Below are 21,537 nucleotides of genomic sequence, written 5' to 3'. Positions count from 1 at the left end.
AAACGCAGAAGCCTCAGCGCAAACCGGCTGCATCAAAAAAGGCGAGTTCTGCGTCACCACGCAAACCCGCCCAGAACCATCCGTGGAAAACCACGTATGATAACACTAAAAAATAAGCGTACCACAAAAAACAGTTCGTTCCAAGATGCAATGTATTCACAACATAATAGCTATGCAGAGGTCACCTGGTAAGGCTGACCTCTGATCACACAAGTGGCGTTCACAGACGATTGACATTTGTCCGGATAAAATATACGCCTAAACTGTTTCGTAGGACAGACTCCTAGGATTTAAGTAAAATAATAGAAAACAGAGAATAGATAAGGATGGAAAATGTCAACGAACAAATCAGTTTATAAATGGTTATGTTTTGATTGTTCTTTAATTTCTCTAATAGTGATATAAAGGTAAGACAGAAAATAAAAGATGCAATAAAGGAGATACTATGAAGAAAACTTATCACGTTATCGTCTCCATCTTATTTAGTCGAATTACTCGTCTTTTTGCTTCCAATACCAAAGTGCGCCTTTGTCTGGACTTTCGTCATACGCACTACTTGGACTAATACTAATTTCTGGTTTTGATCCTTTTGAAAAAGAAAGACTTCCGCTAACGTTTGTTTCCTTATGAAAGTACTTTGCGGTCGCTGAAGATGTTTCATTCTTTCCTGAACCGTCATGAGATTTGGTGATAATTACATAGCTACCGCCGGAGTGTTTATTTGCGAAATAATTGTTTTTACCGTCACTCACTATTTTCTGTAATTGGAATTCCCAACCTATCCCTGCACCGGGCGTATATTTATCATAAGTATGCTGAGTGATATCATACCGAGCGCCAGTAACTTTGTCTGTTGCGGTATAGCTGTAGAATGCAGATTCTGGATCAGCATTGAAGTCACTACTCCAAGCAATTCCCGTTTTATCCTTATGAAGATAAAAAGGTTTGTAATCCCAAACCCAATTATGGACAATAGAGAATCTGGCGGTTCCTGGTACCGTTGTTTTTATCCTGCTTACTACTAAATATTGAGTAAAGTTACTTAAAGCCATCAATTCGTTATCGAATGTCTGGATTGAATTGACATCATCCGCGAGATATCCATTTGACTTTTCGAAATGATAGAAATGTGCCACGCTCTCTGTATAGCGCTTCCTTGAAACTATCTTGGAGAACATGAATGACTTCTTGGGGATAACCGGCTTCTTGTAAGTATAAGTTGATAGTCGAATCATTTAATTTATTACTATCGGCCCCTGCTGCAATTGGTAATGAACAAAGCAAAATTAGAACTAGTGAGACACTGAGAAATTTTTTTCAAATACAAAACCCTAACATAAATAGTTTATTATCCCAAATTTAATATACCATGGTATGGGATTTATTTCAATAAAAATTACGAAGCTGCTCCGCAGTTAGCAGTATTTTCTCTGCTATTACATCGCTGTTTTCATCTTCCGATTCTAATAATAAATATGAAGCGATCTTGGCGCTTAGAGATGCATTTTGAAATGAAAAGGAGTCGTGGAGTAGTGCAAATAACGTATCTGATTGTGGCTTTGCAAACACGAGTGGTTCCAGCAGTTCTTCAAAGGGGAATCTCCAAAACCGCTATAATCGGCTGGATAGTTTTATAATCTGGCCGCTGAATTACTCCATTCTCAATCTTTGAAATGTTCCCTCTGCTCACTCCCGATAATTCAGCCAATTGTACCTGTGTCATCCCCCGTTCCTGTCGAAAACGTTGAAGCAGCTCCCCCAAGGTTGAGCACACCAGATTGACGGTACTCACACTCTTACTTCCTTATAATGGGGTAAGATTATCTATACATTAAGACACCATAATTACAAGGGGTGGATCCTATGGAATGGAAACGTGCACGCGTCTCTCAGAAACGCCAAGTAACGATACCTCTAAAATTTTTCGAACAAGCAGAAATTAAAGACGAAGTGGAATTATGTATCAAGGGGAACATCATCATTATGCGCCAGGTGCGTGAACAGACGGGCCATGATTCTTTCGCGGATCTCATATTAGAAGACTTGATCAAAGAAGGGTTTTCCGGTGACCAACTGCTGACAAAATTCCGCGAAAGGCAAGCCGAACTGCATGTTGCCATTAAAAATGTAATTACCGAATCTGAAGAGGCCGCTAGAAACTTCAGGACTACTAATGACGAAACGGCAGACCTATTTGGCGATATAATGAGTTGAAATGTTCGCTTAAAAGTAAACATACGACAAAAGGAGCCGGCACAAATACCGGCTCCTTTCATCTTACTGTATCGGTGCCTTCAACGGCATTCCCGGCTTGCGCGGGTATGCTTTTGGCGTCGGTCCTTTTTTGGCAATTAAAATGATATGGCGTTCCGATTGCTCCACCGGCAGGGTGAGCTTATGATCCGCCAGGAAGGAGCCGTTCAGCACCTGCAGGCTCTTCGCCGATTCGGCGATCTCCTCGGCCGGATTCGTCCCCTTCATCGCCGCGAACAGGCCGCCCGTCTTCACGAACGGAAGACAGAATTCATTTAGCACATTGAGGCGGGCTACGGCGCGAGCCGTTACGATATCGAACCGATCCCGGTATTGCGGCTTCCGCGCCACCTCCTCCGCCCGGCCATGAATGCACTCGACCCCAGTGAGTCCCAGCTCCTGCGCCAGATGACTCAAGAACTGAATTCGCTTATTCAGCGAGTCCACAATCGTCAGTTGGACATGCGGGAACAGGATGTGGAGCGGAATGCCCGGGAACCCAGCCCCCGATCCGATATCGGCCATGGTGGCGACATCCTCCATGTTGACATGAGCCGCCAGCAGCAGCGAATCATAGAAATGCTTCTCATATACGTTATCCCGCTCGGTAATCCCGGTCAGGTTCATCTTCTCGTTCCATTCCACTAAGATATGGAAGTATTGTTCGAACTGCTCCCGCTGCCGTTCCGTGAGCGTCCATCCGTGCCCGGCCAGCCAGCCGGCAAACTGTTCTTGTACGGCATCCATAGGCTTGAATCTCTCCGTCCCTCATATGAAATCCCGCCCTCAACGAGCAGAGCAGGCCTAACCGTTGCGAATTTCCTCCTGCTTCGCCGCCGTCACGCGGTTGTAATGCTCGATATAGACAAGCAGGATGGAAATATCAGCCGGCGTCACCCCTGAGATCCGGGATGCCTGACCGATGGAGATCGGCCGCACCTTTTCCAGGCGCTGCTTCGCTTCGGAAGCGATGCCCTGCACATCCTGATAGTCGATATCGGCCGGAATCATCTTCTTCTCCATCTTTTGCAGCTTTTCCACATGCAGCAGCTGCTTCTCGATATAGCCGGCATATTTGATCTGAATCTCGACCTGCTCCTTCATCTCCTCATCCAGCTCATGCGGAGATGGGAACAGCTTCTCCACCTGAGCGTAGGCCACTTCAGGACGACGCATTAGCGTAATCGCGTCGCAGCCATTCACCAGCGGGGCCGATCCCGCTTCGGCGAGCAGCGCCTGCACCGCTTCGTCCGGCTTCACCTTCGTCGCGCGCAGCCGTTCCATCTCCCGCTCGACGAGCTCCATCTTGCGTTGGAATACCGCATAGCGCTCTTCGCTAATCAAGCCGATCTCATAGCCGATAGGCGTAAGGCGAATGTCCGCATTGTCATGACGGAGCAACAGCCGGTATTCGGCCCGGGACGTCAGCAGACGGTAAGGCTCCATCGTCCCCTTCGTCACGAGATCGTCAATCAAGACGCCGATATAGCCTTGGGAACGGTCCAGGATGACCGGGGGCTTGCCTTGAATCTTGCGCGCCGCATTAATGCCGGCTATAATGCCTTGGGCCGAAGCCTCTTCATAGCCGGACGTTCCGTTGATTTGCCCGGCCGTGTACAGGTTCTCGACCAGCTTCGTCTCCAACGTCGGCCACAGCTGCGTCGGCACGACCGCATCGTATTCGATAGCATAGCCGGTGCGCATCATTTCCGCTTTTTCCAATCCGGGAACCGATCGGATCATTTGAAGTTGAACGTCTTCCGGCATGCTGGTAGACAGCCCTTGAACGTAATACTCCGACGTATTTTTCCCTTCCGGCTCCAGGAAAATCTGATGCTTCGGCTTGTCGGCGAAGCGGACGATTTTGTCCTCGATCGATGGACAATAACGTGGCCCAGTCCCCTCGATTACGCCCGAGAACATCGGCGCCCGGTGCAGGTTCTCGTTAATAATCCGGTGCGTCTCCTCCGACGTGTAGGTCAGCCAGCAAGGCAGCTGCTCATTATCGGACGACGTCGTCTCATAGGAAAAGAACTTCGGATGCTCATCCCCCGGCTGTATCTCCGTCTTCGAGAAATCGATGAACTGCTTATTAATGCGCGGCGGCGTTCCGGTCTTGAATCGCACCATCTCGAAGCCCAGCTTGCGCAGGTTCTCCGACAGTTTGACCGAAGGCTGCTGGTTGTTCGGACCGCTCTCGTACATAAGCTCGCCGATAATAATTTTGCCGCGCAAATACGTCCCGGTCGTCAGCACGACCGCCTTCGCCGTATAGCGGGCACCGGATGTGGTCTCGACGCCGACGCATTTGCCGTCTTCCACGAGCAGCTCCTCCACCATGCCCTGACGAAGCGTCAGATTCGGCGTCGATTCCACCGTTTCCTTCATCGCCTGCTGGTACAGCACCTTATCCGCCTGCGCGCGCAGCGCGTGCACCGCCGGTCCTTTGCCTGTATTCAGCATGCGCATTTGAATGAAAGTTTTGTCGATATTGCGGCCCATCTCACCGCCTAAGGCGTCGATCTCGCGCACGACATGGCCTTTGGCCGGCCCCCCGATCGACGGGTTGCACGGCATGAAGGCCACCATATCCAGATTAATCGTCAACAGCAGCGTATTACAGCCCATCCGGGCTGTCGCAAGCGCCGACTCGCAGCCGGCGTGTCCGGCTCCGATGACGATAACATCATAGTGTCCTGCATCGAATGGCATCGTATCCCTCCTCTATTCCCATCTTCGTCCCGCTTCTTATTTGCCGAGGCAGAATTGAGAAAATATTTGATCAATCAGCGAATCGCCGACGGCATCGCCGATAATTTCACCTAACTGCTCCCAGGCTGACCGCACATCGATCTGAATCATATCGATCGGGATGCCTTGGCGGGAAGCGTCTATCGCATCATCAAGCGCCTGAAGCGCCTTCTTCAGCAGCGCAATGTGGCGCACGTTGCTCACATACGTCAAATCTCCGGATTCGATGCCGCCGCTGAAGAACAAGGTCGAGATCGCCTGCTCCAAGGCGTCTACGCCCTCCTGCTCCTTCGCCGACATGCGGACAATGGCGTCTGCGCCGAACGTGTTTTCCAGTTCGCTTATATCGATATGTTGCGGCAGATCCATTTTATTCACAATCACAATGACTTGTCTACCCACAAATTCCTTCATCCATTCCCGCTCATCCTCATGCAGCGGCTCGTTGTTATTCACAACGAAGAGGATGAGATCCGCCTCCAGCAAGGCGCTGCGGGAACGCTCCACGCCGAGGCGCTCGACGATATCCGTCGTCTCCCGGATACCGGCCGTGTCCAGCAAGCGAAGCGGAATGCCGTTAATGGTGACGAACTCCTCGATCACGTCGCGCGTCGTGCCCGGAATATCCGTCACAATCGCCTTATTGTCCCGGGCCAGCGTATTCAACAGCGAGGACTTCCCTACATTTGGCCGCCCCACAATCGCCGTCACAATGCCCTCTCTTAATATTTTCCCCTCGGACGCCGTCTTTAACAGCTGATCAATCTCTTTTTTGACTTGACCGCATTTGTCCTGGATGAACGCGCTCGTCAATTCTTCCACGTCATGCTCCGGATAATCGATATTCACCTCGATATGGGCCAGCGTCTCGATCAGCGTATGGCGCAGCGCACTAATTTTCTTCGACAGATGGCCCTGCACCTGCTTCATCGCCAGGGAGAAAGCCCGATCCGACTTCGACCGTATCAGGTCAATGACCGCCTCCGCCTGCGACAAGTCAATGCGTCCGTTCAGGAAGGCCCGCTTCGTGAACTCCCCTGGCTCCGCCGGACGAATCTCCTGCTCCAGCAGCAGATCCATGACCTTGCGAATCGAGATCATCCCTCCGTGCGTATTGATCTCGACAACATCCTCCGTCGTGAACGAGCGCGGCGCCCGCATCACGTTCACCAGTACCTCCTCGACCCGCTCCCCGGTCTTCGGATCGACGATATGGCCGTAATGAATCGTATGCGTCTCCGCCTCGGTCAGCTTCACCTTGGAACGGAACAGCTTCTCCACTTCGCTCAGCGCGCCTTCCCCGCTCACCCGAATCACCGCGATCCCGCCCTCGCCGAGCGGCGTCGAGACGGCTGCGATCGTATCATACATCATGGGAACTCCCTCCTGTCTTCGCACATGCTTCTATCCTGTACGTATACCGGACATTGAATTTTGTTAAAAAAAAGCAATGATTACCCCCGACATAGGCGCAATCATTGCGTTCGTGCTTGAATTCCACGTCTATATAATAGAGAATATTCCAATCATACCATGCGGATTATTTCACGGAAATAACGATGCGCCGGTTCGGCTCCTCACCCTTGCTATAGGTCTTCACTTTTGGGTGAGCCTGCAGCTTGGCATGAATGATCTTCCGCTCCTGCGGCGTCATCGGCTCCAGCACGACATCCTGGTGGTTGCGAACGGCCTTGTTCGCCAACCGGTCAGCCAGCGCTTCTAGCGTCTTCTTCCGCCGCTCGCGGAACTGCTCTGCATCAAGAATAATACGAAGGTGGTGCTTAGAATAACGGTTAGCGACCAGACTCGTCAAATATTGCAGCGAATCCAAAGTCTGGCCACGGCGCCCGATAATGAGTCCAAGATCAGGTCCGCTAATGTCGAATGTAACGGTATCCTTGCGCTTATGCACCGATACCTCCACTTCCAATCCCATCGCGCGGGCCGCGTCGATAATGAACCGGCTCGCCTCTTCGATCGGATCAGGGCCTTCCACCCCGGCTTCTGCCTCGGCTGCGGCATTCACGGACGGGATCGCCGCCTCTCCCGCCGGCTCTGACTTCGCTTCAGCGGCAGGGCTCGGGGCCGGGGCAGGTGCCTCCGGCTTCTCAAGCAGCGTAAGCTCCACGGTAGCCGGGCGCACCCCAATCAATCCGAACAATCCGCGCGAGGGCTTCTCCAATACGCGGACGGTGACGCGATCTTCCGTCACCTTCCATTGTGCCAATCCGTTGTATATTGCATCTTCGATAGTTTTTCCCGATACAATTAGCGTGTTCATTTCGCCGGACTGACCTCCTTATCATTGTTACGATAAAGGAAAAAGTTCTGTACAATCGTGAACAGGTTGCTATATACCCAATACAGCGGCAAGGCCGCCGGGAAGTTAATCGACATGACAAAAATCAAGATTGGGAACACGTACAGCATGAACTGCATCGGATTCGGCCCTTTTTGCTGTGCGGTCATCATTTTCGTCTGAATGAACGAGGTCAGTGCAGCGATGATCGGAAGCACGTAGTACGGGTCGGTTTGTCCCAATTTGAGCCATAAAAAAGTATGCTCGCGAATTTCCGAGTTCAAATAAATCGAGTTGTACAGGGCGATAAATACCGGCATCTGAACAATCATCGGCAAGCAGCCGGCCAGCGGATTCACATTATGCTGTTGGAACAGCTTCATCGTCTCTTCTTGCTGCTTTTGCGGATTGTCGCCATATTTCTTCTTAAGCTCGTTAAGCTTCGGCTGCAGCTTCTGCATCTCCTTCGAGCTGCGCATCTGCTTCACGGTGAGCGGTAAAATAAGAGAACGGACGATGATGGTAAGCAGCAGTATGGCCAGGCCATACTCTCCCTTGAACCAGGTTGCAAACGTATCCAGAGCGAACGAGAAATAATAGACGACGTTGCGCTCCCAGAAGTTCCCCTGCAGCAGGTCCTCTGTCTTCAATGTCGTGGTCGATGTCGTACATCCGGTCAATACAACCAGCAACAGCACAGAAACCGCCACGAAGAGCCATTTTCGATTATGAAACAACTTCTTCAGCGACAATAGCAAAAACTCCTCTCTTGAACCATCCGATTCCAAAGTAAATATATCATATTTCAAACGCTAAAGGAAACGGTCCAAGCCGCTCTAGTCTTGCCTATTGCTTGAACACGGATCCCTTGCGCATCACATGCTGCACGCTCTTCGTCAATTGATCGTAATTCATCTCTGTCGCGCCTTTGCGAACGATGAAAATCAAATCGACATGATCGATAACCCGATCGGCCTCCCGTCTCACAATCTCCTTAATCATTCGCCGCATGCGGTTGCGCATGACCGCATTGCCGATCTTCTTGCTGGCGGAGACCCCTACGCGGAACCGCTCCACCTGCGGACGATGGAAGACATATAAGACCAGCTGATGATTAGCGAAGGAACGGCCGTATCGGTATACCCGGGAAAAATCGGATCGGTCCCGCAACCGGTACTTTTTCTGCACGTGCTTACTCCTGCCCTTCTTACGAAGCCTGCAATGATCTCTGCCGGCATTCCATTAACCAAGTATGTGCTTCCGCCAGGCGGAATAAACGCTCCCTGACCGCAGCCTGAACAGCGGATGATTCGGAAGCAAGCAAAAACGGCCATGATGCCCCCTTGCCGTCAGCCGGCCGTATCTGTCAGGACATTCATGGCTTGTTCTATACTGCTTGCAGACCGCCATCCTTCTTGACCTTCATATCGCGGATTGAACAGGCTCTCTATTATAAATAGATGCGATTGAATCGCAGCAGTCCCCTTTAAGAAAAAAAGACCACCGTGGTGGTCTTGCATTCACGCGTCTTATGCGCTCAGTACTTTTCTGCCTTTTTGACGACGAGCAGCAATAACCTTACGGCCGTTTTTCGTGCTCATTCTTTTACGGAAACCGTGAACTTTTTTGCGTTTGCTCACATTTGGCTTAAATGTTGGTCTCAACGTAGCGCACCTCCTCGAATGAGATATGTCATGGGAGTCCCATTGATTGCGTCAGTTCACACTTTCGCACAAAATTCCTTTTTACATTTAAACAGAATACCTCTTAAAAGTCAATGATAACGTTCGTCCTCTCCTTCCTCTTTCTTCTTTTCCATAATAGGAAGTCTGACTTCGGAACTTATCCGCAGCCCCGATTCGCGCTTCCGCCGCCACGAAGTTATTCACATGTGCAAAACCGTTGAGAAATCGACAGATTTCCATGACGACTTGTGCACAACAATTTATACACAGTGGCCGCTCTTGTCGAATGACAACAAGTTATAAACAATATCTAGTGGTGTACATAATTTTTGTACACAAGTTATTGAATTTGTGGATAATTATCGCGGTATCATTGAAAACCAAGGCTTCTTCTGCTATGATTATATTGTTTTTCGGTTGTGAATAACCATTGTGGATATTTATTTATCAACAACCTGTGGATAAAGTTGTGAACAACTCGGATATTACGTTTATATATTGTTCGACATCTTCTTGATATTGTGGATAATATATTATTCGAATCGCTATATCTCGACATCATGCACGTTCGCTTTGCGGTAACGCGCAAGCCGAACGCCGTCATAACATGTCAGCATAGACCCCGACAATGCGCCCTTCTTTAATAAGGGCTTTCTGTGCCTTGGAGAGCCCTTATCGCGTCTTGTCGGGGCCCTTGTCCTTTTCATGGAGCGGCGAAGCACGCCGGTTATCGCGTCACCTGACGACGCAGAAGGTTTGAAGGAGTGAAACGATCTGTGGAGCGCCAAGCGAACGCACATTGGCAGGAAATATTGTCCGTCATCCAGACCAAGCTTAGCAAACCAAGCTTCGATACCTGGTTCAAAGCCACTCAAGCGGTCAAGTTTACGGACACGCAGCTACTGATTACCGCACCGACCACATTTGCGGTGGAATGGCTTGAGAGCCGTTATACGAAGCTGGTTAGCTCAACTATCTTAGAAATTACGGGCAATCAGGTGGACGTCAAGTTCATCATCGAGGAGGCGGCCCTTGCGGAACCTGACATTCCGCAGCCACAGAGTCCTCCGGCCCGTCCTGCCGTTCAGGATGAGCCGGCTTCCACCATGCTCAACCCCAAGTATACGTTCGATACATTCGTCATCGGCTCGAACAACCGCTTCGCCCATGCCGCTTCGCTCGCGGTGGCGGAAGCGCCGGCCAAAGCATACAACCCGTTGTTCCTGTACGGGGGCGTCGGTCTGGGCAAGACCCACTTGATGCATGCGATCGGCCATTACATTTTGGAGCATAATCCAGCGAGCCGCGTCGTATACACCACATCCGAGAAGTTCACCAATGAATTCATCAATGCGATCCGGGATAACCGGGGGGAGAGCTTCCGCAACAAATACCGGAATGTCGACATTTTGCTCGTCGACGACATTCAGTTTCTCGCCGGCAAGGAATCGACGCAGGAGGAATTTTTCCATACCTTCAATGCGCTTCATAACGAAAATAAACAGATCGTCATCTCAAGCGATCGTCCGCCCAAAGAGATCGAAACGCTGGAGGAACGGCTTCGTTCCCGGTTCGAATGGGGCTTGATCACCGATATTCAGCCCCCTGATTTGGAGACGAGAATCGCGATTCTGCGCAAAAAGGCGAAGGCGGAGAACCTAGATATCCCAAATGAAGCGATGGGCTATATCGCGAATCAGATCAACACGAACATTCGTGAGCTGGAAGGGGCACTGACCCGGGTCGTCGCGTTCTCGACGATGACGAACCAGGATATAACGACCCATCTGGCGGCGGAAGCACTGAAGGATATTATCCCGTCCAGCCGTCCGCGCATGATTACGATACAGGATATCCAGCAGAAGGTAGGCGAGTTCTACGGGCTGAAGATGGAGGATTTCAAGGCGCGGAAGCGAACGAAGGCTGTCGCATTCCCGCGGCAGATCGCCATGTATCTCTCCCGCGAGCTGACCGATTACTCCTTGCCCAAGATAGGGGAAGCCTTCGGCGGCCGGGACCATACGACCGTCATCCATGCGCACGAAAAAATTACCCAGAACGTACAGCAAGACCAGGAATTATACAAAGTGATTCAGAACCTGATCGACAAAATCAAAAATCCGACGCTGTGAACAACATAAAAAGCCTATGCACAATCTATACACATGTGGATAGGCTTTACTTTATGCGGATTCCGGGTAGTTATCCACATATTCAGTGCCCCTACTATTACTATTATTATTTAAAAGATTAATATAGATCATCATATAACAGCGCAAGCGAATTCCGCTTCTCATGAATTGCAATGCTACAATAGGCGTTAAGGAGTGACGACATGAAAATTTCCATACTGAAAAATGAACTGAACGAAGCGATACAGAATGTATCAAAAGCGATTTCCAGCCGGACGACAATTCCGATTCTGACCGGGATTAAGATGGACGTGACCTTTCAAGGGGTGACCTTGACGGCCAGCGATACCGACATTTCGATTCAATGCTTCATTCCGGTAGAGGATGACCGCCAGACGATTGTCCAGGTCGACAAGCCGGGCAGTGTCGTACTGCCGGCCAAGTTTTTTGTCGAGATTATTAAGAAGCTGCCGTCCCAAGACATCGAGATCGAAGTCAAAGATCACTTCCAGACCTTCCTCCGTTCCGGTTCAACCGACATCCAGATGGTCGGGCTCGATCCGGAAGAATATCCGGTGCTGCCAAGCATCGAGGAGAACCAGGTTATTCGCGTGAACGGCGATTTGCTAAAGACGATGATCAAGCAGACGGTTTTTGCCATTTCCACCAACGAGACGACGCCAATCTTGACTGGCGTGCTGTGGAATTTGCAGGAGGGCGACCTTAAGTTCGTCGCTACGGACCGCCATCGGCTGGCCAGCCGCGTCGCCGATATTCAAGCGGATGAAGAGATCCGCTTCAACAATGTCGTCATTTCCGGCAAGACGCTCAATGAATTGAGCAAGATCATTCCGGATCAGAACACGATTGTCGATATCGTCGTGGCCGACAATCAGGTATTGTTCAAGATCGACCGCGTTCTGTTTTATTCGCGTATTTTGGACGGCACTTATCCGGATACTTCCAAGATTATTCCACAGCAGTATAAAACAGAACTTGTTTTGGATACAAAAAAATTGACGGATGCGATCGACCGGGCCTATTTGCTGTCACGCGAGGAGAAGACGAACATTGTCCGTCTGCAGACCAAGGAAGACGGCACGATCGAGATTTCATCGAGCTCCTCGGAGCTGGGCCGGGTCACCGAGCAACTGGATGTCAAGGAATTCAACGGGGAGCCGCTGCGCATCGCGTTCAACTCCAAATATATGCTCGATGTGTTGAAGGTTGTGGAATGTGAGCATATTTTCATCGGATTTACGGGGGCCATGAGTCCGATTATCATTAAACCAACGGAGAAGGTGAACAGCCTTCATCTCATCCTGCCGTACCGGACGACCAATTAACCGGAGACAGGCAGGGGAGCGCAGCCGCAGGGAGGCTGCCAAGGAGGATACGATCATGAACGAGATTACGATTCATACGGAATATATTACGCTCGGGCAATTCCTGAAGCTGGCAGACTGCGCTTCGACCGGGGGACATGCCAAGGTGATCCTGGCCGAGAATCAGGTCAAGGTCAACGGAGAGCCGGAATCCCGCCGGGGACGGAAGCTGTATGCGGGGGATAGCGTGAACGTGGAAGGCTGCGGCGCTTTCCGCGTCACTGCAGCGCAGGAGGCATAGCCGGTGTTCGTCAAATCCGTGGCGCTGAAGCAGTACCGCAATTATGAGGGCTTGGAGTTGGATACGAACAACCGGGTCAACATCTTCGTTGGCAATAATGCCCAGGGCAAGACCAATTTGCTGGAAGCCATCTTCGTGCTTGCCCTGACCAAGTCGCATCGTACTTCGAAGGACAAGGAACTGATCGGCTGGGAAGCGGATCAAGCCTCGCTCAAGGCGCTGGTGGAGCGGAAATATGGCCAGGTCCAGCTCGATCTGAGCATTTCCAAGCAGGGGAAGAAGGCCAGGCTGAACGGGCTGGAGCAGAAAAAGCTGAGCGGCTTTATCGGCGCGCTCAATGTGGTGATGTTCGCGCCGGAGGATTTGGAGATCGTCAAGGGCTCCCCAGGCATTCGCCGGCGCTTCCTCGATATGGAGATCGGCCAGGTCCAGCCGAGCTATCTATACCATTTGCAGCAATATCAGAAGGTTCTGATTCAGCGCAACAACTTGTTGAAGCAGATGTGGAGCAAGCCCGGCGCACAGCCGGATACGATGCTCGAGATTTTTAATGAACAGCTTGCGGTTAATGGTGTTAAAGTTGTAAGGAAAAGGAAACAATATTTACTAAAGCTGCAAGGTTGGGCCGAGCAGATTCATGCAGGCATCACCAACGGGCAGGAGGCGCTTCAGATTGAGTATGTGCCGTCCTTCACGGCGGCGGAAGAAGATGACGCTGTTTTATTTGAACAATTTATGTTAAAGTTAACACAAATGAAAGACCAGGAGGTGCGGCGCGGCATAACGCTTGTCGGGCCGCATCGGGACGATCTCGCCTTTTTCATTAACGGCAAAGAAGTGCAAACGTACGGCTCGCAAGGTCAGCAGCGAACAACGGCCTTATCCTTGAAGCTGGCTGAGATTGAGCTGATGCATGAAGAAATTGGTGAATATCCCGTGCTGCTGCTGGACGATGTATTGTCCGAGCTTGATACGCATCGCCAGACGCAACTCATTGAGACCTTTCAGAGCAAGGTCCAGACGTTCATCACGACGACGGGCATCGAAGGCATCAACATTGGCCGGCTTCAGGATGCAAATATGTTCCACGTGGAAAACGGGCAAGTCATGCGTTAAGGGGGAGTCCGATTGTATATTCACCTGGGTGGAGAAAAGGTCATTCGTTCTTCGGAACTGGTCGCTATTTTCGATGTTTCCATTGAGAAAGCATCCAAGCTGTCCAAGCAGTTCGTGGCGAATGCCCATAAGGTCAAAAACGTGGAGGCGATAGGGGAGGAAGAAGCCAAGTCGATCGTCGTCACGAAAGGAAAAGTTTATTTTTCGCCCATTTCGTCTACTACACTGAAGAAGCGGGCGCGTCATTACAACGAGTAGGCATACGACACTTTCGCTTGCCGGACCGATCTGGCGCCGAAGCGCGCCGGAATTGCCTGCAGGCCGCATCGTATAGCGGATGAACCAGCGGCGGAACTGAAAAATAAGAAGTAGGTGAGGGCATGTCATTGAATCAAAACACTTATGATGAGAGCCAGATTCAGGTCCTGGAAGGCCTGGAAGCGGTTCGTAAGCGGCCGGGGATGTATATTGGTTCCACTAGCGTCAGAGGGCTTCATCATTTGGTATGGGAAGTGGTCGACAACAGTATTGACGAGGCGTTGGCCGGTTACTGTACGAAGATTCAAGTGATCGTGCATGAAGATAACAGTATCACGGTCATTGATAACGGGCGCGGGATTCCGGTCGGTATCGAGCAGAAGATGCAGCGTCCGGCCGTAGAGGTCGTCATGACGGTGCTTCACGCTGGCGGGAAGTTCGGAGGCGAAGGCTATAAAGTGTCCGGAGGTCTGCACGGCGTAGGGGTGTCCGTCGTCAATGCGTTGTCGGAGAGCCTTATCGTTACGGTAAAGCGGGACGGCCATATCCATCAGCAGGAGTACCGCCGTGGTGTGCCTCAGTATGATTTGAAAGTGGTCGGTGACACCGATGAGACAGGGACGACGATTCGCTTCAAGCCGGATCCCGAAGTCTTCACGGACACGCTCGTCTATGATCATGAGACGCTGGTCTCCCGTATCCGCGAGCTGGCGTTCCTGAATAAAGGCATTGAAATGGTGCTTGTGGACGAGCGGAACAACCAGACGGAGACATTCAAATACGACGGAGGGATTATCGAATTCGTCGAATATTTGAACCGCAACCGGGAAAAAATGCATGAGCCGCCGATCTATGTTGAGGGGCAGAGGGATTATATTACATGCGAGATCGCCCTTCAGTACAACGACAGCTATACGGAAAATATATATTCATTCGCCAATAATATTCATACGCATGAAGGTGGAACCCATGAGTCCGGATTCAAGAGTGCATTGACGCGGATCATTAACGAATATGCCCGCAAAATGAACCTGATGAAGGATAATGTGTCCAACTTGAGCGGGGATGATGTGCGCGAAGGCATGACGGCGATCGTGTCGGTCAAAATTCCGGAGCCGCAATTCGAAGGCCAGACGAAGACGAAGCTGGGGAACAGCGAAGTGCGCAGCATCGTCGAGTCCTTGTTCGCCGAGCGGCTGATGGAATTTATGGATGAGAATCCGGCCATCTCGCGGAAAGTGGTCGAGAAGGGATTGCAGGCGGCGCGCGCCCGGGATGCGGCACGCCGCGCCCGGGAATTGACCCGCCGGAAGAGCGCGCTTGAGGTCAGCTCGCTTCCGGGCAAGCTGGCAGACTGCTCCTCCAAGGATGCCTCCCAGTGCGAACTGTTCATCGTCGAGGGGGATTCTGCGGGCGGTTCGGCCAAGCAGGGCCGGGATCGCCACTTCCAAGCGATTCTTCCGCTCAAGGGGAAAATCTTGAACGTCGAGAAATCCCGTCTGGACAAAATTTTGTCCAATGCCGAAATCCGGGCGATCATTACGGCCCTCGGGACCGGGATCGGCGAGGACTTCGATCTGGAGAAGGCCCGCTATCACAAAATTATTATTATGACGGATGCCGACGTCGACGGCGCGCATATCCGGACGCTGCTTCTGACGTTCTTCTACCGCTACATGCGGAGACTGATCGAAGCGGGCTACGTCTATATCGCTCAGCCGCCGCTCTTCAAGATCGAGCGGAACAAGGTTGTCCGGTATGCGGACAGCGAGAAGATGAGAGACGAGATTATTGCCGAATTCGGCGAGGGCGTTAAAGTCAACGTGCAGCGCTACAAAGGTCTCGGCGAGATGAATGCCGAGCAGCTGTGGGAGACGACGATGGATCCCGAGAGCCGCTCCATGCTTCAAGTATCCTTCGAGGATGCGAAGATGGCGGACGAAGTGTTCGACACATTGATGGGCGATAATGTGGAGCCGCGCCGCGACTTCATTCAGCGCCACGCCAAATTTGTCAAAAATCTCGATTTTTAAGCGGCAGCATGCAAGCCCCGGTCCCTGCAAGGACCGGGGCTTTTTGCGTTGCATTAGCCTGGGCGGGGAGATGCCTCACTGTTGGCCTGCCGCGTGGGGCACGGTCAAGAGGAGCGCTTGCGGCGGCGCAGGCGGCCGTAGGCGATACCATATTTGCGGATGCGGCGGTAATCGCACTGACTGAAATTCATGTTGCGGAACACGGTGATATCCGGCTTCGTGTTGACTTCGAATATCCACGGATGGCGGTCTTCATCCAGCCCGACATCCAACCCGATTTCCTTGAGGCCGGGGAAACTTTTTTCCAGTTCCACCGCCGTCTCTATCCCTAACTGTTTCAGCAAGGCGATCATCCGGACATTTTCTTCCTCCGTCATGTTGTCTTTGAGGAGCGGGTTAATATCAGCCAGCTTCCCACCGCTATTGAAGTTGGTGACAACATTGCTGGTGCCGGCCACCTTGCCGAACACGGCCGTCGATTCCCAGCGGCCTTTCGGGCTCATTTGCGTTAGCACGCGAATGTCGAAATTTTTGCCTTCATACTTGAGAAGATGAATTCCCTTCTGAATCAGATAGGGCTTGAATCCGATTCGTCTGACGACCGCGCGGTGCAATTCTTCGAATGTGGCGTAACGGAACACCTGCGTGCCTGCCATCAGATGATACTCTTCTCCCTCCCGGATCACCCGCATGACGCCATGACCATGGGTACCCCGGTTCGGCTTGACATAGACCATGGCATGCGCCTCGAGCATGCTCTCCAGATGGGTCTCCGTGAAGGGACGCGTCTCTGGAATGAACGCATTGAGCTCGGCGGAGCGCTGCAAGGCCAGCGTCTTTTTCAACTTACTGGCAACACGTCGTATGGCCATTCAACCATCCTTTCCGATGAACCTGAGTGCGTCATCTTTTCTAGTAGTCAAGTATGGTATAATAAAGGATATGTCGTCGAAGGCCGATTGGAAAAGAACAAAAGCCCATTTTGCGAAAGGAATTGTTCGGTTTTTGGTGTCATTTGGCGTAACGTTTAATTGTACATCTTTTGTGAAAGTAATATAATGAAAATAGCGTAGATATGGACTTGGTGAATAATAGGCAGCTCATTAGGGTGGTTGCTCTTATTCACACAGGGAAACGGTTCGATCCCGATCTGGGCAATGGAGCCGTTTTCGCTTGCTAAGCAAACTCATTGCTATTTGCCATACATTGTGGACGCTGTGAACAAGAATGATGAGGAGGTCCAGCATGGCGGAAGAAAAACAATCGCAAATTAAAGATCGCGACATCGGCATGGAGATGCGGGAATCTTTTCTCGATTACGCGATGAGCATCATTGTCAGCCGTGCGCTGCCGGATGTACGCGACGGACTGAAGCCGGTTCACCGCCGGATATTGTATGCAATGTCCGAACTCGGCATGGCGCCGGACAAGCCATATAAGAAGTCGGCAAGAATTGTCGGGGAAGTCATCGGTAAGTATCACCCTCACGGTGATTCTGCGGTCTATGAGACGATGGTGCGCATGGCGCAGGACTTCTCTCTGCGTTATATGCTGGTCGATGGTCACGGGAACTTCGGTTCGATAGATGGGGACTTCGCGGCAGCGATGCGGTATACAGAAGCGCGTCTGTCTAAGATTGCGATGGAGCTGCTGCGTGACATTAATAAAGATACAGTTGATTTCGCCCCGAACTATGATGGGGAAGAAACGGAGCCAGTCGTGCTGCCGGCGCGGTTCCCGAACCTGCTTGTCAATGGGGTCTCGGGGATTGCGGTCGGCATGGCGACCAACATTCCGCCTCATAATTTGACCGAGGTCATTGATGGCATTCAGGCGCTTATCCGCAATCCGGAGATTACGCCGCTCGAGCTGATGGAATATATCAAGGGGCCGGATTTCCCGACGGCCGGACTGATTCTGGGCCGCGAAGGGATTCGCCAGGCGTATATGAACGGGCGCGGTTCGGTTACGATGCGGGCGAAGGCAACGATTGAAGAGCATAACGGCAAAGCCCGCATTCTCGTACATGAACTGCCTTACCAAGTGAATAAGGCGAAGCTGGTCGAGAAGATTGCCGAGCTGGTCCGGGAGAAGCGGGTCGAGGGCATTACGGATCTGCGCGACGAATCCGATCGCAACGGCATGCGGATTGTTATCGAGCTGCGCCGGGATGTCAATCCGAGCGTCGTGCTGAACAATCTGTACAAGCATACGGCGCTGCAGTCGAACTTCGGCATCAATATGCTGGCGCTCGTTAATCAGGAGCCGCGCGTATTGAATCTGCGCGAGATGCTCTACTATTACCTGGAGCACCAGGTTGAAGTCATTCGCCGCCGCACTGAGTTCGATCTGCGGAAGGCGGAAGCTCGCGCTCATATTCTGGAAGGGTTGCGTGTGGCGCTTGATCACCTCGATGAAGTGATCGCGCTCATCCGCGGTTCCCGAACAGCCGATATCGCGCGCGAAGGCTTGATCAGCCGCTTCCAGCTGTCCGTCGAGCAGGCTCAAGCGATTCTCGATATGCGCCTGCAGCGCTTGACCGGTCTGGAGCGGGAGAAGATCGAAGAAGAATACGCCGAGCTGATGAAGAAGATTGCCGAATTGAAGGAAATTTTGGCAAGCGAACAGCTGGTGTTGAATATTATTAACGACGAATTGGAAGAAGTAAAACAAAAATATGGCGACGAGCGCCGTACGGAGATTACAATCGGCGAAGACAGCATTCTCGACGAGGATCTAATCCCGCAAGAGGATGTTATCATCACGATTACGCACAGCGGTTACATCAAGCGCCTTCCGGTTACGACGTACCGCAGCCAGAAGCGCGGCGGACGGGGCGTGGTCGGAATGGATACGAAGGATAACGACTTCGTCGAGCATCTGTTCGTCACCAATTCCCACCATTACTTGATGTTCTTCACCAACAAAGGCAAGGTGTACCGTATCAAGGCGTATGAGGTGCCTGACTTGAGCCGCACTGCGCGCGGGACGCCGATCATTAACCTGATTCAGATCGAGCAGGGAGAATCGATCAACGCCGTCATTCCGGTCAAGGAATTCGAAGCGGACAAGTTCTTGTTCTTCGCTACCCGCCACGGTATCGTGAAGAAGACGCCGCTGGATGATTACGTCAATATCCGCAAGGGCGGGCTGATTGCCATCAACCTGAGAGAAGACGATGATCTTATCGGGGTTCGCCTGACAGATGGGGAGCAGGAGATCATTATGGGGACATCGAACGGGATGTCGATTCGTTTCCCGGAAAAAGATGTCCGTTCCATGGGACGCTCCGCTACCGGCGTCAAAGGGATTACGCTCGACGATGACGACTTTGTCATCGGTATGGACGTCGTCAGCGAGGACAATGATGTCCTTATCGTCTCCTCCAAAGGCTACGGCAAGCGGACGCCAATGAGCGAGTACCGCATCCAGAGCCGCGGAGGCAAAGGAATCAAGACGATTAACGTGACGGTTAAAAACGGCCCTGTCGTCGGCTTGAAGGTCGTCCAGCCGGAAGAGGATCTGATGATCATCACCTCGCTTGGCACCATTATCCGGATGAGTATGGCAGGCATCTCACAGATGGGACGCTATGCGCAAGGGGTCAAGCTCATTAATATCCGGGAGGATGACAGTGTAGCTACCGTCAGCCGGTGCGACAAGAATGAAGAACAGGATGAGATGGAAGACATGAACGAGGAGCCGGGAGGCCAGGAGAACGGACCTGACGCGGATTCTGCTGCAGCCGATACATTCGGCGGCCCAGACAATCCTTCATCCTAATTTGACACGAAGGGGCGTATATCCACAAGATGCGCCCCTTCTACTGTATCAGACGGTTATCACATCGCAGAATTGCTTCCTGATGCAGTCATTATCATGAACCTCTATCCCGCGGCCGGTTCGAGAACGATTCCGCTGCGGCAGAGGTTTTCTTCTTATTTTACGAAGGATCAGGAGCGTGGAATGGACAGATGGTGTTAATTCCAGTATCGCAAGTCAAGCCAGGAGATCGGCTCGATCAAGATGTGCGGACGATGCTCGGCGGTGTGTTGATGTTCAAAGGCCGAACGCTCAGCGTTCAGGATATGGAAGTGCTGAAGGCGTTTTTGGTGAAGACGGTCGATGTTGAGGGAGAACCGGAGCCGGAATTGGCTGAAGCGGCATTCGGCCAATCAGCGGCTATGCCAGCCAGGGACAAATCCGAGGATGCGGCGGCGGAAGACAGAGAGGGGAGCGGGACGGCCCCGAACGCGAAGCCGGCAGGCTTTGTGGAATTATGGATGCAGATGGTGCAATTGTTGAAAAATGTATTCCGTACCGCAAACATGACGAAGCTTCCGATTCTGGAGCTGCGGCAGCAGATGGAATGGCTGTTGGCTCGCGCGGCTTATTACTCGCCGTTGTTTCTTCATCCGGATATTAAGGAGCTTCTCGCCGATGAGGAAGCCGATTACTTGTATCATAAATCGATTGCGGTTGCGTTGACATCGCATCTGCTTGGCCAATGGAGCGGACAGCCGGCCAAGGAAGGCATGCAAATTGCGCTTGCCGGCTTGCTGCATGATATCGGCAAGACCCGAGTTGATGATGATATCGTCAACAAGCAGGGCGCTCTGACGGATAGCGAGCGGGCCGCAATGAAGCGGCATGCCCATTATGCTTATGATATTTTGCGCTATACGTCAGGCTTGAACGAAGGGGTGAAGCTGGGTGCCCTCCAGCATCACGAACGGATGGACGGAAGCGGGTATCCGCTGGGCGTATCGGGAGAGAAGATCCATCCTTATGCCAAAATCGTCGCCGTCGCCGATATGTTCCATGCGATGACGCTGAATCGGGGCTACAAACGCGCCGCTTCTCCATATGTCGTGCTGGAGCAGCTGCAGGAAGAATCATTCGGTAAGCTGGACCCGCAGCTCGTGTCAACGTTCATCCAAAAGGTGACGCACTTTCAGCAGGGCAGCGCTGTGCAATTGAATGACGGCCGGGTAGGCAAGATTGTCTTCACGGAGGAGCGTCATCCTACACGCCCGTGGGTATCGGTGGATGGGAAGATCTTGCCTCTGTCGGAGGAGCGTCATTTGTGGATCAAGAAAGTATTGAATGGCTGATTGCCTAATAAGATAGTTCTGTTCAGATAGAGTCTCTTTGTCAAGGGACTCTATTCTTGTTTTGTTCCCTACGTTATAGTTAATGCGTTATGGTCAAGCTAGGCACGGCAGAACAGGCTGCAATAAGCGCATGAATAAGGCGTTGGTAAGCGGGGAATGATAAAGCTTTAAGAAATCTTTAAATAAATTTAAAAAAACACTTGCATTCGAATTCTAGCCGTGATATATTATAAAAGTCGCCGCTGAGAGATGCGGGACAGCAAGAAAAGA

19 protein-coding genes and 1 pseudogene are annotated in these 21,537 nt (G+C 51.6%); 10 read left to right on the top strand and 10 right to left on the bottom strand.

Translation table 11 applies throughout. The annotated features are described in order from the left end of the window. Window positions 1–192 (top strand): annotated as a pseudogene (locus DQX05_RS33480) (ISNCY family transposase); the annotation flags it as partial. Window positions 193–491: 299 nt separating this feature from the next. Here DQX05_RS33480 and DQX05_RS28335 read toward each other — a convergent pair. Together DQX05_RS28335 and DQX05_RS33350 are read right to left on the bottom strand one after the other, a co-directional pair. Then, the gene (locus tag DQX05_RS28335; RefSeq protein WP_119796617.1) at window positions 492–1,178 is read right to left on the bottom strand and encodes a hypothetical protein; all 687 of its coding nucleotides are present in this window, start codon (window positions 1,176–1,178) and stop codon (window positions 492–494) included. A gap of 410 nt (window positions 1,179–1,588) precedes the next feature. Next, window positions 1,589–1,774: a helix-turn-helix domain-containing protein gene (locus DQX05_RS33350; RefSeq protein ID WP_397336234.1), complete on the bottom strand. Its 186-nt coding sequence runs from the start codon at window positions 1,772–1,774 to the stop codon at window positions 1,589–1,591. Window positions 1,775–1,863: 89 nt separating this feature from the next. Here DQX05_RS33350 and DQX05_RS28325 point away from each other — a divergent pair, with 89 nt between their 5' ends. Continuing rightward, window positions 1,864–2,214 (top strand): AbrB/MazE/SpoVT family DNA-binding domain-containing protein, encoded by a 351-nt coding sequence (locus DQX05_RS28325; RefSeq protein WP_119796615.1) that lies wholly within the window; start codon window positions 1,864–1,866, stop codon window positions 2,212–2,214. 63 nt (window positions 2,215–2,277) lie between these two features. Here the strand turns inward: DQX05_RS28325 and rsmG are convergent, their stop codons facing one another. The 7 genes from rsmG to rpmH form a co-directional block, all read right to left on the bottom strand. Beyond that, a complete protein-coding gene (gene rsmG, locus DQX05_RS28320) occupies window positions 2,278–3,000 on the bottom strand; it encodes a 16S rRNA (guanine(527)-N(7))-methyltransferase RsmG (RefSeq protein WP_119796614.1) in 723 nt (240 codons plus the stop codon). 57 nt (window positions 3,001–3,057) lie between these two features. Continuing rightward, on the bottom strand, window positions 3,058–4,965 hold the full coding sequence (gene mnmG / locus DQX05_RS28315; RefSeq protein WP_119796613.1) for a tRNA uridine-5-carboxymethylaminomethyl(34) synthesis enzyme MnmG: 1,908 nt from the start codon (window positions 4,963–4,965) through the stop codon (window positions 3,058–3,060). A gap of 36 nt (window positions 4,966–5,001) precedes the next feature. Continuing rightward, window positions 5,002–6,378 (bottom strand): tRNA uridine-5-carboxymethylaminomethyl(34) synthesis GTPase MnmE, encoded by a 1,377-nt coding sequence (gene mnmE / locus DQX05_RS28310; protein ID WP_119796612.1) that lies wholly within the window; start codon window positions 6,376–6,378, stop codon window positions 5,002–5,004. A gap of 166 nt (window positions 6,379–6,544) precedes the next feature. Further along, window positions 6,545–7,285: an RNA-binding cell elongation regulator Jag/EloR gene (gene jag / locus DQX05_RS28305; RefSeq protein WP_119796611.1), complete on the bottom strand. Its 741-nt coding sequence runs from the start codon at window positions 7,283–7,285 to the stop codon at window positions 6,545–6,547. Further along, window positions 7,282–8,055, bottom strand: coding sequence for a YidC/Oxa1 family membrane protein insertase (locus DQX05_RS28300; protein ID WP_119796610.1), 774 nt, complete (start codon window positions 8,053–8,055; stop codon window positions 7,282–7,284). Before DQX05_RS28300 ends, jag begins: the two co-directional genes overlap by 4 nt. A gap of 94 nt (window positions 8,056–8,149) precedes the next feature. Further along, on the bottom strand, window positions 8,150–8,491 hold the full coding sequence (rnpA, locus tag DQX05_RS28295; RefSeq protein ID WP_006678659.1) for a ribonuclease P protein component: 342 nt from the start codon (window positions 8,489–8,491) through the stop codon (window positions 8,150–8,152). A 341-nt stretch (window positions 8,492–8,832) separates the two neighbouring features. Continuing rightward, window positions 8,833–8,967, bottom strand: coding sequence for a 50S ribosomal protein L34 (rpmH, locus tag DQX05_RS28290; RefSeq protein ID WP_087443450.1), 135 nt, complete (start codon window positions 8,965–8,967; stop codon window positions 8,833–8,835). A gap of 797 nt (window positions 8,968–9,764) precedes the next feature. On the opposite strand from rpmH, the gene dnaA reads away from it, so the two are divergent. From dnaA to gyrB, 6 genes are all read left to right on the top strand, one after another. Then, window positions 9,765–11,120 carry a chromosomal replication initiator protein DnaA gene (dnaA, locus tag DQX05_RS28285; protein ID WP_087443451.1) on the top strand — a complete coding sequence of 452 codons (1,356 nt, stop codon included), beginning with the start codon at window positions 9,765–9,767 and terminating at the stop codon, window positions 11,118–11,120. A 203-nt stretch (window positions 11,121–11,323) separates the two neighbouring features. Next, window positions 11,324–12,466, top strand: a complete 1,143-nt coding sequence (gene dnaN, locus DQX05_RS28280) for a DNA polymerase III subunit beta (RefSeq protein ID WP_119796609.1) — start codon at window positions 11,324–11,326, stop codon at window positions 12,464–12,466. Window positions 12,467–12,521: 55 nt separating this feature from the next. Then, window positions 12,522–12,746, top strand: coding sequence for a S4 domain-containing protein YaaA (gene yaaA / locus DQX05_RS28275; RefSeq protein WP_119796608.1), 225 nt, complete (start codon window positions 12,522–12,524; stop codon window positions 12,744–12,746). Window positions 12,747–12,749: 3 nt separating this feature from the next. Next, window positions 12,750–13,862 (top strand): DNA replication/repair protein RecF, encoded by a 1,113-nt coding sequence (gene recF, locus DQX05_RS28270; protein ID WP_119796607.1) that lies wholly within the window; start codon window positions 12,750–12,752, stop codon window positions 13,860–13,862. A 12-nt stretch (window positions 13,863–13,874) separates the two neighbouring features. Beyond that, window positions 13,875–14,120: an extracellular matrix regulator RemB gene (gene remB, locus DQX05_RS28265; protein ID WP_119796606.1), complete on the top strand. Its 246-nt coding sequence runs from the start codon at window positions 13,875–13,877 to the stop codon at window positions 14,118–14,120. Between the two features lie 122 nt (window positions 14,121–14,242). Continuing rightward, window positions 14,243–16,153 carry a DNA topoisomerase (ATP-hydrolyzing) subunit B gene (gene gyrB, locus DQX05_RS28260; RefSeq protein ID WP_119796605.1) on the top strand — a complete coding sequence of 637 codons (1,911 nt, stop codon included), beginning with the start codon at window positions 14,243–14,245 and terminating at the stop codon, window positions 16,151–16,153. Window positions 16,154–16,257: 104 nt separating this feature from the next. On the opposite strand, the gene DQX05_RS28255 is transcribed toward gyrB, so the two are convergent. Then, a complete protein-coding gene (locus DQX05_RS28255; protein ID WP_119796604.1) occupies window positions 16,258–17,025 on the bottom strand; it encodes a YheC/YheD family protein in 768 nt (255 codons plus the stop codon). A gap of 373 nt (window positions 17,026–17,398) precedes the next feature. Here DQX05_RS28255 and gyrA point away from each other — a divergent pair, with 373 nt between their 5' ends. Next, the gene (gyrA, locus tag DQX05_RS28250; protein WP_119796603.1) at window positions 17,399–19,936 is read left to right on the top strand and encodes a DNA gyrase subunit A; all 2,538 of its coding nucleotides are present in this window, start codon (window positions 17,399–17,401) and stop codon (window positions 19,934–19,936) included. A 191-nt stretch (window positions 19,937–20,127) separates the two neighbouring features. Beyond that, window positions 20,128–21,267 (top strand): HD-GYP domain-containing protein, encoded by a 1,140-nt coding sequence (locus tag DQX05_RS28245; protein ID WP_119796602.1) that lies wholly within the window; start codon window positions 20,128–20,130, stop codon window positions 21,265–21,267. The last annotated feature ends 270 nt before the right edge of the window (window positions 21,268–21,537 follow it).

This window comes from Paenibacillus thiaminolyticus (assembly GCF_003591545.1).
GTDB lineage: Bacteria > Bacillota > Bacilli > Paenibacillales > Paenibacillaceae > Paenibacillus_B > Paenibacillus_B thiaminolyticus_A.
The sequence above is the reverse complement of the archived record's forward strand: the minus strand, read 5'-3'. Positions and strand labels throughout refer to the sequence as shown.

Bases quoted from the DNA above. Each gene is read 5' to 3' on its own strand.
- DQX05_RS28335 (WP_119796617.1), bottom strand. From the start codon at position 1,178: ATGTTCTCCAAGATAGTTTCAAGGAAGCGCTATACAGAGAGCGTGGCA.
- DQX05_RS28245 (WP_119796602.1), top strand. From the start codon at position 20,128: ATGGTGTTAATTCCAGTATCGCAAGTCAAGCCAGGAGATCGGCTCGAT.
- rsmG (WP_119796614.1), bottom strand. From the start codon at position 3,000: ATGGATGCCGTACAAGAACAGTTTGCCGGCTGGCTGGCCGGGCACGGA.
- mnmE (WP_119796612.1), bottom strand. From the start codon at position 6,378: ATGATGTATGATACGATCGCAGCCGTCTCGACGCCGCTCGGCGAGGGC.
- gyrB (WP_119796605.1), top strand. From the start codon at position 14,243: ATGTCATTGAATCAAAACACTTATGATGAGAGCCAGATTCAGGTCCTG.
- DQX05_RS28255 (WP_119796604.1), bottom strand. From the start codon at position 17,025: ATGGCCATACGACGTGTTGCCAGTAAGTTGAAAAAGACGCTGGCCTTG.
- gyrA (WP_119796603.1), top strand. From the start codon at position 17,399: ATGGCGGAAGAAAAACAATCGCAAATTAAAGATCGCGACATCGGCATG.
- dnaN (WP_119796609.1), top strand. From the start codon at position 11,324: ATGAAAATTTCCATACTGAAAAATGAACTGAACGAAGCGATACAGAAT.
- jag (WP_119796611.1), bottom strand. From the start codon at position 7,285: ATGAACACGCTAATTGTATCGGGAAAAACTATCGAAGATGCAATATAC.
- mnmG (WP_119796613.1), bottom strand. From the start codon at position 4,965: ATGCCATTCGATGCAGGACACTATGATGTTATCGTCATCGGAGCCGGA.
- DQX05_RS28325 (WP_119796615.1), top strand. From the start codon at position 1,864: ATGGAATGGAAACGTGCACGCGTCTCTCAGAAACGCCAAGTAACGATA.
- yaaA (WP_119796608.1), top strand. From the start codon at position 12,522: ATGAACGAGATTACGATTCATACGGAATATATTACGCTCGGGCAATTC.